Consider the following 14,764-nt stretch of genomic DNA (forward strand, 5'->3'; position numbering starts at 1 on the left):
AACGGCTATAAGATATTGCTGGGAAAGCGGGGATTTCAACCCGTGTTTTTTGACCTGCCGAAACGAAGACGGGCCGGCAATGCCGACCCGTCCCGTAACCGTCCGTAAGGACTGGATATTATGCGTCGTCTTCGTCGACGCCGTCAGCTTCCGGGTCGAAGAAGTCGGCTGCCGTCAGCGCGTCTTCGTCGACGCCGTAGATGGCGTCGGCCGAGGTCAGGCTTTCGCCCTTGGCCTGGCGCTCGGCTTCATCGGCCGAACGGGCAACGTTGAGCTCGATGGAGATGGCGACTTCGGCATGCAGGTGCAGCACGACCTTATGCAGGCCGATGGCCTTGATCGGCGTGTTGAGCTCGACCTGGTTGCGGCCGACGTTGAAGCCTTCGGCTTCCAGCACTTCGATGATGTCGCGGGCAGCGACCGAACCGTAGAGCTGGCCGGTTTCGCCGGCGGCACGGACGATGACGAAGGACTTGCCGTCGAGCTTTTCGGCAACGGCCTGGGCTTCGGACTTGCGCTCCAGGTTACGGGCTTCGAGCGTCGCACGCTCGGCTTCGAAGCGCTTCTTGTTGGCTTCGTTGGCGCGCAGCGCCTTGCCCTGCGGCAGCAGGAAGTTGCGGGCGAAGCCGTCGCGAACCTTTACGGTTTCGCCCATCTGGCCAAGCTTGGCGATGCGTTCGAGGAGAATGACGTCCATTTTAGAGTTCCTTTCTTGAGTTCAGGTATCGGGGTTTTTCTGTTCAGCCGGGCCGGTGGGCGTCAGCGCGATGGTGCGCCTCGTGTCCATCAGCCCGAGAATGAGGATGAAGAAGACCGGTATCGTGAAGAGCAGTACCGAGATGTAGGTGAACCACAGCGCAAGCAGCCGCCACGGCTTGCCGCGGGTGCGGAAATGCAGGCTTGCGAAACCGGCGAGCACGAAGCCGGCGCCGAACGTGCCGCAGATCAGGGCGCCGATGATCGCCGGGACGCCGCCTGCGAAGGTGAGCACGAGGCCGCCGAGGAAGGCGAAGATCGCGTTGCGGTGCATGCGCAGCGTCGCGGGCATGTCCTCGCGCGGGCGCAGCCCCTTGCCGGAGGCGCGCACGATGAAGGAGGCGATGTAATAGGCTGCAAAAAGCAGGAACACCCACAGCGCGCCCTGCACGAGCGGCAGCGCGATCGCAAACACCGACTTCAGCTGCGCGACGGCCGCGGCATCCGGGTTGTAGAGCGGCTCCTGCGCCTTCAGCGCCTCGATGACCATGTCGACGAGCTTGCTCGCCATCTCGCTGTCATAGCCGACGATGGCGCCGACCGCGATCATGCCGAGCGTCACCATCACGGCGAGGTGGGCGAGGATGTTGGAAAGCGGGTACCAGGCGAGCGCATTGTCGGGGCCGCCGAGCTCGGAAGCCGGGCGCGCGAGGTTCGCGAGGTTGGAAAGCCAGCCCGCCGGGATCAGCGTGATGAGCACGATCAGCGCGGCGAAATGCGAGGAGACGAGCGCGGACGCCGTGACACCGCCGGCAACAACGGCGATGGAGGCGCTGGCATTGCCCCAGCCCAGCCCGGCGATCAGGATGGGAAGGGCGGACGCGGCGTAAAGCACGATGGCGAGCGACGACTGCGCATTCGCGCTCAGCGAAAGCAGAGCGGCGGTCACACCGGCAACGAGGCCGATCGCAATCGAGGTTGGCGTCAAGGTCTTCACGTTCGCTGTCCTGTCTCATCAGACAGTTAGAGGAGGTTCCTGACCGATGGTTTCAGGACTGTCTCCCCAACATGGGATTGGTGGTCTCAAAAGACCGGCGGCTCCGATCCGCGCCCAACGCGGAAGGGAAACGGGGAAGGCGGCGGCCCGTCTTCCCCTTGAGTCAAAGGCTATGGCCTAACGTCGAGTCAGGCCGCAGCGTCAGCGTGCTTACGCTACGACGTAGGGCAGCAGGCCGAGGAAGCGGGCGCGCTTGATCGCCTTGGCGAGTTCGCGCTGCTTCTTCTGGGAAACGGCCGTGATGCGGGACGGGACGATCTTGCCGCGCTCGGAAATGTAGCGCGACAGGAGACGGACGTCCTTGTAGTCGATCTTCGGAGCGTTTGCGCCCGAGAAGGGGCAGGTCTTGCGGCGGCGGTGGAACGGACGGCGTGCCGGAGCGGAAGAAACATCAGCCATATCTATAATCTCCTTCTGCTTCGATTACGCGCGGTCTTCGCGGGCCGGACGGTCGCCACGCGGCGGGCGGTCGCCGAAATCGCGGCGCGGACGGTCGCCGAAGTCGCGGCGCGGGCCGCGGTCGTCGCCTTCGCGGCGCGGACGGTCGTCGCGGTCACGCTTCTGCATCATGGCCGACGGGCCTTCTTCGTGGGCTTCGACGGCGATGGTCATGTAACGAAGGATGTCTTCGTTGATGCGCATCTGGCGCTCGACTTCGTGGATCGCAGCGGCCGGGGCGTCGATGTCCATCAGCGCGTAATGCGCCTTGCGGTTCTTCTTGATGCGGTAGGTCAGGGACTTGAGGCCCCAGTTTTCGACCCGGCCGACCTTGCCGCCGAACGATTCGATAACGCCCTTGTACTGTTCGACGAGAGCGTCGACCTGCTGGGCGGACACATCCTGGCGTGCCAGGAAGACGTGTTCGTAAAGAGCCATGTGGCTTTGCCTTTCTTGCGTTTGCATATCACCCGAAACCGGCGCCAAGCCTCAACGACAGTTCTCAGGGGCCGAGGCCCGAAGCAAGAAAAGCGTTAATCCAGACGGTCGAGAGCGGAGACACGGGAGGCTGGAGCCCTTGGCCCCAAACGGCATGTCACAAAGGATATGCCGGCCCTCCGTTCAGCCACCAGCCGGTTGACCGGGTGTTTTGAACAGCGCGCTTATACGGATTTTTCAGCCAAACGCAAGGCCTGCCGGCAAAAGCCCCTGTTTCGTTCTGCAACGCATCGCGGAACCATCCCCGGGCCGGGGCGTTATCTTGGCGATCTAACAACATGGAGTGAACGACATGCAAGACCCGAACCTTGTCAATCGTCCCCTGGAACACAGCTCCCCGGACGGCCGCGTCGAGCGCCCGGTGCAGGACCGCGATCCCGTCGTCGTGAACAACACGCGGAGTGGTGGATCGGGCGGCTGGGCCGTTGCGGTGATCCTCGCCGTGCTGGTCGCGGTTGGCGCCTTCTACTTCGTCGGCAGCGGCACGCCCGATAATGTCGACCCGAACGCCAACACCTCGTCCATCACGACGCCGGAAACCGCACCGTCCGGTGGCACGGCCACCGACGGCCAGACCGGCGGCGCGACGACGGGCGGCACCCAGCAGCCGCTGAACAGCCAGCCTGCAGAAGGCGGCGGCGCGACGACGACCACGCCGTAACCCTTTCCAAAGCCCGGACAAGGACAAACCCCAAGTCCGCGCCCGGGCCGAGGGAGCGAGAAACCCGCCGGAAACGGCGGGTTTCTTATTATATTGATACGACGGGCATGCCGATGTCAGATCGGTGCGGGATGCAGCCGGTGGACGCGGGCGATGCCGTCGAGGACGTCCTGGGACAAGGTCACGTCCTTGGCCCCGATATCCGTCTTCAGCTGCTCCATGGACGTCGCGCCGATGATGACCGATGCCATGAAGGGGCGCGTCAGGCAGAAGGCGAGCGCCATCTGGGCCGGGTCGAGCCCGTGCTGGCGGGCAAGCTCCACATAGGCGCGCACCGCCGGCTCCTGCAGCGGCTGGTAGCGCCCGCCGAGATCGCCGTTCTTCGTCAGGCGCGAGCCCTCGGGCTTTACGCCGTCGAGATACTTGCCGGTGAGGAGACCGGCGGCGAGCGGCGAATAGGCGAGCAGACCGATGTCCTCGTGATGCGACAGCTCCGCGAGATCGAGATCGTAGGTCCGGTACAGCAGGTTGTATTCGTTCTGGATGGAGGCGACGCGCGGCAGGCCCTTTTGCTCGGCAAGCGCCAGCATGCGCATCGTGCCCCAGGCCGTATCGTTGGAAAGCCCGATCGCGCGGACCTTGCCGTCCTTGACGAGCTCGCCCACGGTTTCGAGGATTTCCGAAAGCTCCTCGGCCACCTGGTTGCGGTCCTGCTGGAAGGGATCGTAGCCCCAGGAATTGCGGAAGTGGTAATGCCCGCGATTGGGCCAGTGCAGCTGGTAGAGATCGACATAATCGGTCTGGAGGCGTGACAAGCTGGCGTCGATGGCCGCCAGGATGCCGGCGCGATCCATCGGCGCGCCGCCGCGAATATGCGGGCGGCCGGGACCCGCGACCTTGGAGGCGAGCACCACCTTGTCGCGGTTGCCGCGGGCCTTCAGCCAGCTGCCGATGAAGCGTTCGGTGTCGCCATAGGTTTCTGCCGAGAGCGGCGTGGTCGGATAGAGTTCGGCGGTATCGATAAAGTTCACGCCCTGGGAGAGAGCGTAGTCGAGCTGGTCATGGGCTTCCTGCTCGCTGTTCTGGGAGCCCCAGGTCATGGTGCCGAGGCAGATTTCCGACACGTCGATGCCGGTCCTGCCGAGCGGATTGTATTTCATGGGAGGGAAAATCCTTTTGTGGGAACCGCGCGAATGTAGGCGGGTGCCGGCGAAGTGCAAGATAGAAGTACAAGATATTAAGCCGCAATTCCCTGTGCAAGGCGCGCCAAACGGCACTCCGGGCAGGGGGCGGGGGCGCGCCACGCCTTGACTTGGCGGGCCGGAATGTGAATGGAAAGACAAACAGAAGACGGGAGACCCCCAATGAGCGTAGCATTCACTTTCCCCGGCCAGGGCAGCCAGGCCGTCGGCATGGGCAAGGAACTCGCAGACACCTTCCCGGAAGCGCGCGCCGTTTTCCAGGAAGTCGATGACGCCCTGGACCAGAAGCTGTCCGCCATCATGTTCGAGGGCCCCGAGGAAACGCTGACGCTGACGGCGAACGCGCAGCCGGCGCTGATGGCCGTCTCGATCGCCGTCATGCGCGTTCTGGAAGCGCGCGGCCTTTCGCTGAAGGACAAGGTCTCCTATGTCGCCGGCCATTCGCTCGGCGAATATTCTGCGCTCTGCGCCGCCGGCACCTTCTCGCTGGCCGATACCGCGCGGCTCCTGCGCATCCGCGGCAATGCCATGCAGTCGGCCGTCCCGGTCGGCGAGGGCGCCATGGCCGCGATCATCGGCTTGGAGCAGGCGGATGTCGAAGCCATCTGCCAGGAAGCGTCGAAGGGTGGCTCGTGCCAGATCGCCAATGACAATGGCGGCGGCCAGCTCGTCATCTCCGGTTCCAAGCCGGCCGTCGAGGTCGCAGCCCGGCTCGCGACGGACAAGGGCGCCAAGCGCGCGCTGATGCTTTCGGTCTCCGCACCATTCCATTCCGCCCTGATGGCGCCCGCCGCCGATGCCATGCGCGAGGCGCTTGCCGCCGTCGCGGCGACGGCCCCGGTCGTGCCGCTCATCGCAAACGTACGCGCTGCCCCCGTCAGTGATCCGCAGGAGATCGTCCGCCTCCTGGTGGAGCAGGTCACCGGCCAGGTCCGCTGGCGCGAGACGGTCGAGTGGTTCGGCGCCAACGGCGTCACGACGCTGTACGAGGCGGGCTCCGGCAAGGTGCTGACCGGTCTCGCCCGCCGCATCGACAAATCCGTCACCGGCATCGCGATCAACACGCCCGCCGATATCGACAATGCGCTGGCGGAACTCGTCTGAAGGGCGAATTGGGAATAGCGAATAGCGAATAGAAGCTGCGCTACCGCTTTTCCCCTATTCGCCATTCGCCATTCGCTATTCGCTCTAGCAAGAGGAACCCAACCCATGTTCGACCTTTCCGGCCGCAAGGCTCTCGTTACCGGCGCGTCCGGCGGCATCGGCGAAGAGATCGCCCGCATCCTGCACGCCCAGGGCGCGATCGTCGGCCTGCACGGCACCCGTGTCGAGAAGCTGGAAGCGCTTGCCAACGATCTTGGCGAACGCGTCCACATCTTCCCGGCCAACCTGTCCGACCGCGCCGAGGTCAAGGCGCTCGGCGAGAAGGCGGAAGCCGATCTCGGCGGCGTCGACATCCTCGTCAACAATGCCGGCATCACCCGCGACGGCCTGTTCGTGCGCATGAGCGACGAGGACTGGGATGCGGTTCTGGAAGTGAACCTCACCTCCGTTTTCCGGCTGACGCGTGAGCTGACCCATCCCATGATGCGCCGCCGCTATGGCCGCATCATCAACATCACGTCGGTCGTCGGCGTCACCGGCAATCCGGGCCAGGCCAACTATTGCGCCTCCAAGGCCGGCATGATCGGCTTCACCAAGTCGCTGGCGCAGGAGATCGCCACGCGCAACGTCACCGTCAACTGCGTGGCGCCGGGCTTCATCGAAAGCGCCATGACCGACAAGCTGAACGACAAGCAGAAGGACGCCATCATGGGCGCCATTCCCATGAAGCGCATGGGCACTGGCGTGGAAGTCGCGTCGGCCGTGGCCTATCTCGCGTCGTCGGAAGCCGCCTACATGACGGGGCAGACGCTGCATGTGAACGGCGGCATGGCCATGATCTGATTGGGCTGCGGGCACCCGGTCAACCGGCTGAAATTGCATGTTGACCGCTGGAGCACCGGCCATTTTCGGACTTTGCGGCAGACTTAAACCGTGTTAATCGGGCCATGACTGTCAGCAGTCGACCGGCAAAAGCCTGAGCGATCAGGCGGTGCGAACGAGTATCGCCGATGCCGTTTGCCGGTTGCAGGGATTGCCGGATGTGTTCTTGAGGCACATCGGGCGTGTTGAGTGTCCGGTGCCGCAAGGCGCCGATCAAAAACAAAGGTCGAGGAATCCGACATGAGCGATATCGCAGAACGCGTAAAGAAAATTGTCATTGATCATCTGGGCGTTGACGCCGAAAAGGTCAGCGAAGGCGCAAGCTTCATCGATGACCTTGGCGCGGACTCCCTCGACACCGTTGAGCTGGTCATGGCGTTCGAAGAAGAATTCGGCGTCGAGATCCCGGACGATGCCGCGGACTCGATCCTGACGGTCGGCGACGCTGTCAAGTTCATCGAGAAGGCCCAGGCCTGATCGAAGCGATTTCCGGCGGGCCGCCTTCGGGTGGTCCGTCCCGGTCTCCGTCCGGGAGACCGCTCCCCCCTCGTATCGAGGCAACAGAAATAAGATTCTATAGGGTGGATCACGGACGATGAGGCGTGTCGTTATCACGGGTACCGGCATGGTATCTCCGCTTGGCTGTGGTACCGAAGTAACCTGGAGCCGGCTTCTCGAAGGCCGCAGCGGTGCCGCAAGGGTCACCGCGTTCGAGGTGGAAGACCTTCCCGCAAAAATCGCCTGTTCCATTCCGCGCGGAGACGGCTCCGACGGCACCTATAATGCCGACCAGTGGATGGAGCCCAAGGAGCAGCGCAAGGTCGATCCCTTCATCGTCTACGCGGTGGCCGCCGCCGACATGGCGCTTGCCGATGCCGGCTGGCATCCGCAGAGCGACGACGACCAGATCGCGACGGGCGTTCTCATCGGTTCGGGCATCGGCGGCCTGGAAGGCATTGTCGAAGGCGGCTACACGCTGCGCGACAAGGGCCCGCGCCGCATTTCGCCTTTCTTCATTCCCGGCCGGCTGATCAACCTGGCCTCCGGCCATGTCTCGATCAAGCACAAGCTGCGCGGCCCCAATCATTCCGTCGTCACGGCCTGCTCGACGGGCGCGCACGCCATCGGCGATGCCAGCCGCCTGATCGCGCTGGGGGACGCCGACGTCATGGTCGCCGGCGGCGCCGAATCGCCGATCTGCCGCATCGCGCTCGCGGGCTTCGCCGCCTGCAAGGCGCTGTCGACCGAGCGCAACGACGATCCCACGGCCGCATCGCGGCCCTATGACCGCGACCGCGACGGCTTCGTCATGGGCGAGGGCGCCGGCATCGTCGTCCTGGAAGAGCTGGAGCACGCCAAGGCGCGCGGCGCCAAGATCTATGCCGAAGTCGTCGGCTACGGTCTGTCCGGCGATGCTTACCACATCACCGCACCGTCGGAAGACGGCGAGGGCGCCTACCGCTGCATGCAGATGGCGCTGAAGCGCGCCGGCATTCCGGCGAGCGAAATCGACTACATCAATTCGCACGGCACCTCGACCATGGCCGACACGATCGAGCTCGGCGCAGTCGAGCGCCTGGTGGGCGATGCCGCGTCGCGCATCTCGATGTCGTCGACCAAGTCGGCCATCGGCCACCTGCTGGGTGCCGCCGGCGCGGTCGAGGCCATCTTCTCGGCGCTGGCGATCCGTGACAATATCGCGCCGCCGACGCTCAACCTCGATAATCCCGCCGTCGAGACCGCGATCGACCTGGTGCCGCACAAGGCCCGCAAGCGCGAGATCAACGTGGCGGTGTCCAACTCGTTCGGCTTCGGCGGAACGAATGCCTCGCTGGTCCTGAAGCGTTACGCCTGACCCTTTACCGCCGGCAAGGCATCCTCATCGGCCTGCCGGCATCTTCTCCCGAAGGGGAGAACCGAAACGCCCCATCCTCTCTTCCTCTCCATTGCATGGAGGGTGGCCCGAAGGGCCGGACGAAGAGAGGCCCGGGGCATCGATAGAAGACGCGGGGCTCATCCCTGCTTTTGCCGCATTGCTCTGCTGGAAGACGTCGAGCAATGCCCGAACATGAGGACAGTCCGTGAGCGACACGAACGAACCTGGTGAAACGCCCTTTGGCCGCACGGAAACATCCGGCCAGCCGCGCATCATCCCCAAGTCCGCCAATGAGGCTCTCCGGCCTGAACAGGTGCCGCAACCGCCGAGCCGCCGCCGTTCGCGCAAGGCCCGCAGCCAGGTCGTCATCTTCCTGAATTTCGTCATGACCCTGGTCGTCTTCGCCACGATCATCGGCGTCGGCGTGTTCTATTACGGCGTCCGCAGCTATGACGAGCCCGGCCCGCTGGTCGCCAACACCAACTTCATCGTGCGCAACGGTGCCGGCACCAACGAAATCGCCGCCAATCTGGAGCGCAACAACATCATCACCGATGGCCGCGTGTTCCGCGTGCTTTCGCGCGTCTATCTCGACGGCGAGACGCTGAAGGCCGGCGAATACGAGATCAAGGCCGGCTCCTCGATGCGTGACATCGTGGAACTGCTGAAGTCCGGCAAATCGATCCTCTACAGCGTCTCCGTGCCCGAGGGGCTGACGGTCAAGCAGGTGTTCCAGCGCCTCGCCGACGATCCGGTGCTGGAGGGCGACCTGCCGCAGGACCTGCCGGTGGAAGGCACGCTGATGCCCGACACCTACAAGTTCTCGCGCGGCACCAAGCGCGCCGATATTCTCCAGCAGATGCTGACGGCGCAGAAGAACCTGGTGGACCAGATCTGGGCGCGCCGCGACGAAGGCCTGCCGGTCACGACCCGCGAGGATTTCGTGACGCTTGCCTCCATCGTGGAGAAGGAGACCGGCCGGGCCGACGAACGCCCGCGCGTCGCCTCCGTCTTCATCAACCGCCTCGAGAAGGGTATGCGCCTCCAGTCCGACCCGACGATCATCTACGGCATCTTCGGCGGCGACGGTAAGCCTTCGGACCGGCCGATCTATCAGTCGGACCTCGAAAAGCAGACGCCCTACAACACCTATATCATCCGCGGCCTGCCGCCGACGCCGATTGCCAATCCCGGCCGTGCGGCGCTGGAGGCGGTGGCAAACCCGTCGCGCACGCCCGACCTCTACTTCGTCGCCGACGGCACGGGCGGACACGTCTTTGCCGAAACGCTGGACGAGCACAATCAGAACGTCCGCCGCTGGCGCAAGCTGGAAGCCGAAAAGGCGGCGGCCGCGGCGAAGGAAGCCGAAGGCGCGACCGCGCAGTAATTGAGGGGCGCGGGGCAGCCACCCCCCTCTGCCCTGCCGGGCATCTCCCCCACAAGGGGGGAGATTGGCAGGAAGCACGGACATTCCTCAATCCGCAACGGCAATATTGGGGCGGAATGCCGCCCCATCCCATCTCCCCCCTTGTGGGGGAGATGGCCGGCAGGCCAGAGGGGGGTATTCCCCTCGCATCCTGCGCACACATCCCACCTTTGATGTGGATCGCTGCACCTTCCGCACGCCGGCCCGTTTCCAAGCCCTTAAAACTGCTTCACTTTGGGAACCGGCTCCGCCGTGACGGCGCGTGCCGGGCCGCCCGTTCCGGCGGGCACCACTGGAGGATGACATGACATTGCAGTCGATGACCGGTTTTGCGCGCGTCGAAGGCACCAGCGGGCGCACGCGCTGGGCCTGGGAGCTGCGCTCGGTCAACGGCAAGGGGCTGGACCTGCGCCTGCGCCTGCCGCCCGGCCTGGAGGCGCTGGAGGCGGATGTCCGTCGCCTGGCCGGCGAAGCCTTTGCACGCGGCAACCTGCAGATCGGGCTGACGACGAGTGTCAGCGAGGCGCAGGTCGAGGCCGTCGTGAACGAGGGTGCGCTTGCCGCCGTGCTCGCCCTGCGCGACCGGCTTGCCGGCACCATCGATCCCGCGCCGCTGAAGCTCGACACGCTTCTGTCTGTGCGCGGCATCGTCGATTTCCGCGAAGCCGAGGAAAGCGAAGCCGAAACCCAGGCGCGCGATGGCGATATCCGCGCGGGATTGGCGGAGGCGATCCGCCGCCTCGCCGACATGCGGCGCAAGGAGGGGACGGCGCTTGCCGACGTGCTGCTCGGCCAGGTCGCCCGCATCGAGGCCCTGACGGCGGCTGTCGAGGCCGATCCGTCGCGCAGCGTCGCGGCCATCGCCGAGCGGCTCGCCACCCAGGTCGCGACGCTCATGCAGGGGGCGACCGCGCTCGATCACGACCGGCTGCATCAGGAGGTGGCGCTGCTGGCCACCAAGGCGGACCTGCGCGAGGAGATCGACCGGCTGAAGTCCCATGTGCGCGCCGCGCGCGAGCTGATCGCCGAAGGCGGACCCATCGGCCGCAAGCTCGATTTTCTCGCACAGGAATTTAACAGGGAATCGAATACCATCTGTTCCAAGTCGAACGCGGCTGCTGTAACGGCTGCGGGTATAGAATTGAAGGTCGTCATCGACCAGTTCAGGGAACAGGTCCAGAATCTGGAGTAGGCCATGGCCGAGCAGACCAAGCAGATCCACATCGAGCGCCGCGGGCTCATGCTCGTCATCTCCTCGCCGTCGGGCGCGGGCAAGTCGACCATCGCCCGCAATCTCCTCGAAGCCGATTCCGGCCTCAGCCTCTCGGTCAGCGTGACGACGCGCCAGCGCCGGGCAAGCGAGATCGCCGGCCGCCACTACCACTTCATCAACCACAAGGAATTCGAGCGCCTGCGCGACAGCGATGCCCTGCTGGAGTGGGCGGAGGTGCACGGCAATTTCTACGGCACGCCGCGCGAACCGGTCGAGGAGGCCATGTCCGCCGGCCGCGACATGCTGTTCGACATCGACTGGCAGGGCGCCCAGCAGCTTCAGGAGAAGATGCCGGCCGACGTCGTCTCGATCTTCATCCTGCCGCCATCCATGACCGAGCTGCAATCACGCCTGCACCGCCGCGCGGAGGATACCGAGGAGGTCATCCAGACCCGCCTTGCCAACTCCCGCGCGGAGATCGAGCACTGGCGCGAATATGACTATGTCATCCTGAACGACGACCTCTCCGTCGCCTTCGATGCCGTGCAGAGCATCGTCAAGGCCGAACGCCTCCGCCGCGACCGCCGCCACGGCCTCTTCGAGTTCGTGACGGGACTGGTGACGGAAAAACCGGTTCTGTAGGGCAGCGGGCTGTAGCATCCCCTCTGGCCTGAGATTGGCAAGAAGCGCGGACACCACCTCATCAGCAAAACCCACGTTTGGAAGGAAACGCCACCCCATCCGATCTCCCCCCCTTGTGGGGGAGATGGCCGGCAGGCCAGAGGGGGGTATCCGAGACCGCGGCCCTCTAATGCCTCACAGCGCGTTCGCCAGCCGCACGAACTCTTCCACGCTCAACGTCTCCGCGCGCCGCTGCGGATCGATCTCGGCCCGCGCCAGCAAGGCCTCCCCACCAAGCGACTTCACGCTCTGGCGCAGCATCTTGCGGCGCTGGCCGAAGGCGGCCTGGGTGACGCGTTCGAGGGACGCGACGTCACAGGGCAGGGGATCGGCGATTGGCTCCAGATGGACCACGGATGATGTCACCTTCGGCGGTGGCGTGAAGGCCTGCGGCGGCACGTCGAAGGCCATATGCGCCCGTGTGCGCCAGCCGCAGAGCACGCCGAGACGCCCGTAGTGATCGTCGTTCTCCTCGGCCACGATGCGCAGGCCCACCTCGCGCTGGAACATCAGCGTCAGGGATTCCCAGAAGGGCGGCCAGGTCTTCGGCAGCAGCCAGTTCACGAGCAATTGCGTGCCGACATTGTAGGGCAGGTTGGCGATGATGCGGACGGGCTCGCCGGGCGCCAGTGCCTCGAAATCGGTCTTCAGCGCGTCGCCTTCGATCACCGTCAGGCGCCCCGGATAGTGCGCCGACACCTCCGCCAGCGCCGGCAGGCAGCGCGCGTCGCGTTCGATGGCGATCACGCGCTTGGCGCCGAGCGCCAGAATGGCGCGCGTCAGGCCGCCGGGACCCGGGCCGACCTCGATCACCGTGTGGTTCTCGATGGGCCCGGCGGTGCGGGCGATCTTTTGCGTCAGGTTGAGGTCGAGGAGAAAATTCTGGCCGAGCGCCTTCTTGGCATCCAGGCCGTGCCGCTGGATGACATCGCGCAGCGGCGGCAATCCGTCGAGGGCGGCCATCAGAGCGTTTCCTTCGATGCGCGCTCATGCGCGGCGAGCGTGTGGGCGAGGCGCAGCGCCGCCAGCAGGCTGTCGGGCTTTGCGACACCCTTTCCGGCAAGCGCGAAGGCCGTGCCGTGGTCCGGCGAGGTGCGGATGAAGGGCAGGCCGAGCGTGGCATTGACGGAATCGTCGAAGCCAAGCGCCTTCGCCGGGATGAGCGCCTGATCGTGATACATGCACAATGCCACGTCATAGGTGGCGCGTGCCGCGTCATGGAACATCGTATCGGCCGGGAGCGGCCCGACGGCATCAATGCCGGCCGCCTGGAGGCGGGCGACAGCCGGCTGCACCACCGCGTCGTCTTCCAGCCCGAGCGCACCGCCTTCGCCGGCATGCGGGTTCAGCCCGGCAATCGCAAGCCGCGGCCGCGCGATGCCGAAACGCTGGCGCAGATCCCGCTCGGTGATAACAGCGGTTTCCACGATCAGCGCCTCGGTGAGCACCCCCGGCACATCCTTCAGCGGAATGTGGATCGTCACCGGCACGCTGCGCAGCTTAGGGCCGGCCAGGAGCATCACGGGAAGCAGGCTGTCCACGCCTGTCGCCTTGGCGGCCAGATCGGCAAGGAACTCCGTATGGCCGGGAAAGCCGAAGCCGGCCTCATAGAGCACGGCCTTGGCGATCGGGTTCGTCACGACGGCCGACGTCCTGCCGGCCATCGTCAGCGCGACGGCCGTCTCGATCGCCCCGGTCACGGCGGCGGCATTGCGGGAATCGGGCGTGCCCGGCACCGCCGCCACGGCGCATTCGACCGACAGGACCGGTAGCGCCGTGTCGAAGAGCGCATTCGCCGTTTCGGGCGCCGCACTGGCAACGGCGATGTCGAGGCCGAGCGCGGCCGCGCGTGCGGCCAACACCTGCGCATCGCCGATGAAAAGGAAGGGTGGCAACGAAAGCGATCTACGGTCGGACCAGAGCGCAAGCGCGATATCCGGTCCAATCCCCGCGGGGTCGCCCATGGTGAGCGCCAGCGGCGGAACAGTCGTCGGTGTCATGATACCCCGCAGCGGGTTAGGAAAGCGAATGCCCCGCCGGGGCGGGGCATCGCAGATCCGGCGCTTTGCTCAGCGATCGGTGATCGTGGCCTTCTTGCGAAGCTCGGCGAGGAGCTTCTTGCTGTTCTCGTCGTTTTCGTTGCCCTTGGCTTTCGCGAGGTCCTCGGCACGGAAGACCATTTCTGCGGCGACGTCGTCATTGACCTCGCGCTTCATGCAGATCGCGAGATATTCGACGCCGCGTTCGGTCACGCGCGTGCCGGTGGTCTGGCCGGTCGCCTTTTCGATCAGCGGCTTCCAGTCCTCGGGCATCTGCGGCGCAAGCACCCGGCCAAGATCGCGGATCGAGACGTCATGCATCGTGGCGGCAAAGGCCTTGGCCTGGTCGCAGCCCGGGAATTTCGAGCGCGAGGCTTCCGCTTCCGACTTGCGCTTGCCGAGGATGGCGTTGCGGCGCTTTTCCGGAACGACGAAGATCACCTGCTTGAGGAAATATTCCGTCGTGACGGGCTTCTTGCCGCCATTCTCCTGCATGCGCTCGACGAGTGATTTGCCCGTACCGGAGCCGGCGAAACGCGCGTTCACCACGCGCGGCCAGCTCATCTGCAGCGCGATGAACTGCTTGAAATGCTCGGAGCCGACGCCGGCCTGGCTCAGGACCTTGCCGAGCTGCTCCGTCGTCATCTTGTTGGAGGAGGCGAAGCGCGCATAGGCGGCATCGACTTCCGACTGGCTGACGGACGCGCGCACGCGCAGGATCTCCTCGCGCTTGAGCGCGTCCTCGATCAGCTGTTCGCGTGCCATGCTGCGAAGGTTGCCCTTGGCACGTTGCAGCTTGAGGAAGTTCACACGCTTTTCCACGTCACCGGTGGTGATCGCCGTGTTGTTGACGACTGCGACAACGGAGCTTGCCGCCTGCACCGTGCCGGCCGGCACGACGACTGCAACCGCCGCGGCCAGCGCCGCTCCCATCATCACGGAGCGTACCAGAGAGTGTCTCATCCCGTTCCCTTTCCCGTAGCCGTTCCGC

The 14,764-nt window shown here is 65.3% G+C and carries 16 protein-coding genes; 8 read left to right on the forward strand and 8 right to left on the reverse strand.

The window, feature by feature from the left end:
* Window positions 1–118: 118 nt before the first annotated feature.
* The 4 genes from rplI to rpsF form a co-directional block, all read right to left on the reverse strand.
* Window positions 119–697, reverse strand: a complete 579-nt coding sequence (gene rplI, locus K6301_RS04670; RefSeq protein ID WP_247219589.1) for a 50S ribosomal protein L9 — start codon at window positions 695–697, stop codon at window positions 119–121.
* Between the two features lie 21 nt (window positions 698–718).
* Window positions 719–1,693: a DUF2232 domain-containing protein gene (locus K6301_RS04675; RefSeq protein WP_247219590.1), complete on the reverse strand. Its 975-nt coding sequence runs from the start codon at window positions 1,691–1,693 to the stop codon at window positions 719–721.
* 210 nt (window positions 1,694–1,903) lie between these two features.
* Window positions 1,904–2,152, reverse strand: coding sequence for a 30S ribosomal protein S18 (rpsR, locus tag K6301_RS04680; RefSeq protein ID WP_023515801.1), 249 nt, complete (start codon window positions 2,150–2,152; stop codon window positions 1,904–1,906).
* 24 nt (window positions 2,153–2,176) lie between these two features.
* Complete coding sequence (gene rpsF, locus K6301_RS04685; RefSeq protein ID WP_117369405.1) at window positions 2,177–2,629, reverse strand: 30S ribosomal protein S6; 453 nt, start codon at window positions 2,627–2,629, stop codon at window positions 2,177–2,179.
* Between the two features lie 352 nt (window positions 2,630–2,981).
* On the opposite strand from rpsF, the gene K6301_RS04690 reads away from it, so the two are divergent.
* Window positions 2,982–3,350, forward strand: coding sequence for a hypothetical protein (locus K6301_RS04690; RefSeq protein WP_247219591.1), 369 nt, complete (start codon window positions 2,982–2,984; stop codon window positions 3,348–3,350).
* 116 nt (window positions 3,351–3,466) lie between these two features.
* Here K6301_RS04690 and K6301_RS04695 read toward each other — a convergent pair whose 3' ends face one another.
* A complete protein-coding gene (locus tag K6301_RS04695; protein ID WP_247219592.1) occupies window positions 3,467–4,510 on the reverse strand; it encodes an aldo/keto reductase in 1,044 nt (347 codons plus the stop codon).
* Window positions 4,511–4,714: 204 nt separating this feature from the next.
* On the opposite strand from K6301_RS04695, the gene fabD reads away from it, so the two are divergent.
* The 7 genes from fabD (at window position 4,715) to gmk (ending at window position 11,695) form a co-directional block, all read left to right on the forward strand.
* Window positions 4,715–5,656, forward strand: a complete 942-nt coding sequence (fabD, locus tag K6301_RS04700; protein WP_247219593.1) for an ACP S-malonyltransferase — start codon at window positions 4,715–4,717, stop codon at window positions 5,654–5,656.
* Between the two features lie 105 nt (window positions 5,657–5,761).
* Complete coding sequence (fabG, locus tag K6301_RS04705; protein ID WP_134649832.1) at window positions 5,762–6,499, forward strand: 3-oxoacyl-[acyl-carrier-protein] reductase; 738 nt, start codon at window positions 5,762–5,764, stop codon at window positions 6,497–6,499.
* Window positions 6,500–6,778: 279 nt separating this feature from the next.
* Complete coding sequence (locus tag K6301_RS04710) at window positions 6,779–7,015, forward strand: acyl carrier protein (RefSeq protein ID WP_003531676.1); 237 nt, start codon at window positions 6,779–6,781, stop codon at window positions 7,013–7,015.
* A 118-nt stretch (window positions 7,016–7,133) separates the two neighbouring features.
* Window positions 7,134–8,393, forward strand: coding sequence for a beta-ketoacyl-ACP synthase II (fabF, locus tag K6301_RS04715; RefSeq protein ID WP_247219594.1), 1,260 nt, complete (start codon window positions 7,134–7,136; stop codon window positions 8,391–8,393).
* Window positions 8,394–8,619: 226 nt separating this feature from the next.
* A complete protein-coding gene (gene mltG / locus K6301_RS04720) occupies window positions 8,620–9,801 on the forward strand; it encodes an endolytic transglycosylase MltG (RefSeq protein WP_247219596.1) in 1,182 nt (393 codons plus the stop codon).
* Between the two features lie 343 nt (window positions 9,802–10,144).
* Window positions 10,145–11,032: a YicC/YloC family endoribonuclease gene (locus K6301_RS04725; RefSeq protein WP_247219598.1), complete on the forward strand. Its 888-nt coding sequence runs from the start codon at window positions 10,145–10,147 to the stop codon at window positions 11,030–11,032.
* 3 nt (window positions 11,033–11,035) lie between these two features.
* Window positions 11,036–11,695 carry a guanylate kinase gene (gene gmk / locus K6301_RS04730; protein ID WP_134649837.1) on the forward strand — a complete coding sequence of 220 codons (660 nt, stop codon included), beginning with the start codon at window positions 11,036–11,038 and terminating at the stop codon, window positions 11,693–11,695.
* A gap of 174 nt (window positions 11,696–11,869) precedes the next feature.
* Here the strand turns inward: gmk and rsmA are convergent, their stop codons facing one another.
* The 3 genes from rsmA to K6301_RS04745 all read right to left on the reverse strand — a co-directional run bounded on the left by rsmA (window position 11,870) and on the right by K6301_RS04745 (window position 14,736).
* On the reverse strand, window positions 11,870–12,697 hold the full coding sequence (gene rsmA, locus K6301_RS04735) for a 16S rRNA (adenine(1518)-N(6)/adenine(1519)-N(6))-dimethyltransferase RsmA (RefSeq protein ID WP_134649838.1): 828 nt from the start codon (window positions 12,695–12,697) through the stop codon (window positions 11,870–11,872).
* A complete protein-coding gene (gene pdxA, locus K6301_RS04740; protein WP_247219599.1) occupies window positions 12,697–13,734 on the reverse strand; it encodes a 4-hydroxythreonine-4-phosphate dehydrogenase PdxA in 1,038 nt (345 codons plus the stop codon). Before pdxA ends, rsmA begins: the two co-directional genes overlap by 1 nt.
* 69 nt (window positions 13,735–13,803) lie before the next feature.
* A complete protein-coding gene (locus K6301_RS04745; RefSeq protein WP_425475370.1) occupies window positions 13,804–14,736 on the reverse strand; it encodes a SurA N-terminal domain-containing protein in 933 nt (310 codons plus the stop codon).
* Window positions 14,737–14,764 lie beyond the last annotated feature (28 nt).

Source organism: Shinella oryzae (genome assembly GCF_023038235.1).
Lineage (GTDB): Bacteria > Pseudomonadota > Alphaproteobacteria > Rhizobiales > Rhizobiaceae > Shinella > Shinella sumterensis.

Bases quoted from the DNA above. Each gene is read 5' to 3' on its own strand.
- K6301_RS04690 (WP_247219591.1), top strand. From the start codon at position 2,982: ATGCAAGACCCGAACCTTGTCAATCGTCCCCTGGAACACAGCTCCCCG.
- rpsR (WP_023515801.1), bottom strand. From the start codon at position 2,152: ATGGCTGATGTTTCTTCCGCTCCGGCACGCCGTCCGTTCCACCGCCGC.
- pdxA (WP_247219599.1), bottom strand. From the start codon at position 13,734: ATGACACCGACGACTGTTCCGCCGCTGGCGCTCACCATGGGCGACCCC.
- fabD (WP_247219593.1), top strand. From the start codon at position 4,715: ATGAGCGTAGCATTCACTTTCCCCGGCCAGGGCAGCCAGGCCGTCGGC.
- rsmA (WP_134649838.1), bottom strand. From the start codon at position 12,697: ATGGCCGCCCTCGACGGATTGCCGCCGCTGCGCGATGTCATCCAGCGG.
- K6301_RS04710 (WP_003531676.1), top strand. From the start codon at position 6,779: ATGAGCGATATCGCAGAACGCGTAAAGAAAATTGTCATTGATCATCTG.
- fabG (WP_134649832.1), top strand. From the start codon at position 5,762: ATGTTCGACCTTTCCGGCCGCAAGGCTCTCGTTACCGGCGCGTCCGGC.
- fabF (WP_247219594.1), top strand. From the start codon at position 7,134: ATGAGGCGTGTCGTTATCACGGGTACCGGCATGGTATCTCCGCTTGGC.
- K6301_RS04695 (WP_247219592.1), bottom strand. From the start codon at position 4,510: ATGAAATACAATCCGCTCGGCAGGACCGGCATCGACGTGTCGGAAATC.
- K6301_RS04745 (WP_425475370.1), bottom strand. From the start codon at position 14,736: ATGAGACACTCTCTGGTACGCTCCGTGATGATGGGAGCGGCGCTGGCC.
- K6301_RS04725 (WP_247219598.1), top strand. From the start codon at position 10,145: ATGACATTGCAGTCGATGACCGGTTTTGCGCGCGTCGAAGGCACCAGC.
- rplI (WP_247219589.1), bottom strand. From the start codon at position 697: ATGGACGTCATTCTCCTCGAACGCATCGCCAAGCTTGGCCAGATGGGC.
- gmk (WP_134649837.1), top strand. From the start codon at position 11,036: ATGGCCGAGCAGACCAAGCAGATCCACATCGAGCGCCGCGGGCTCATG.
- rpsF (WP_117369405.1), bottom strand. From the start codon at position 2,629: ATGGCTCTTTACGAACACGTCTTCCTGGCACGCCAGGATGTGTCCGCC.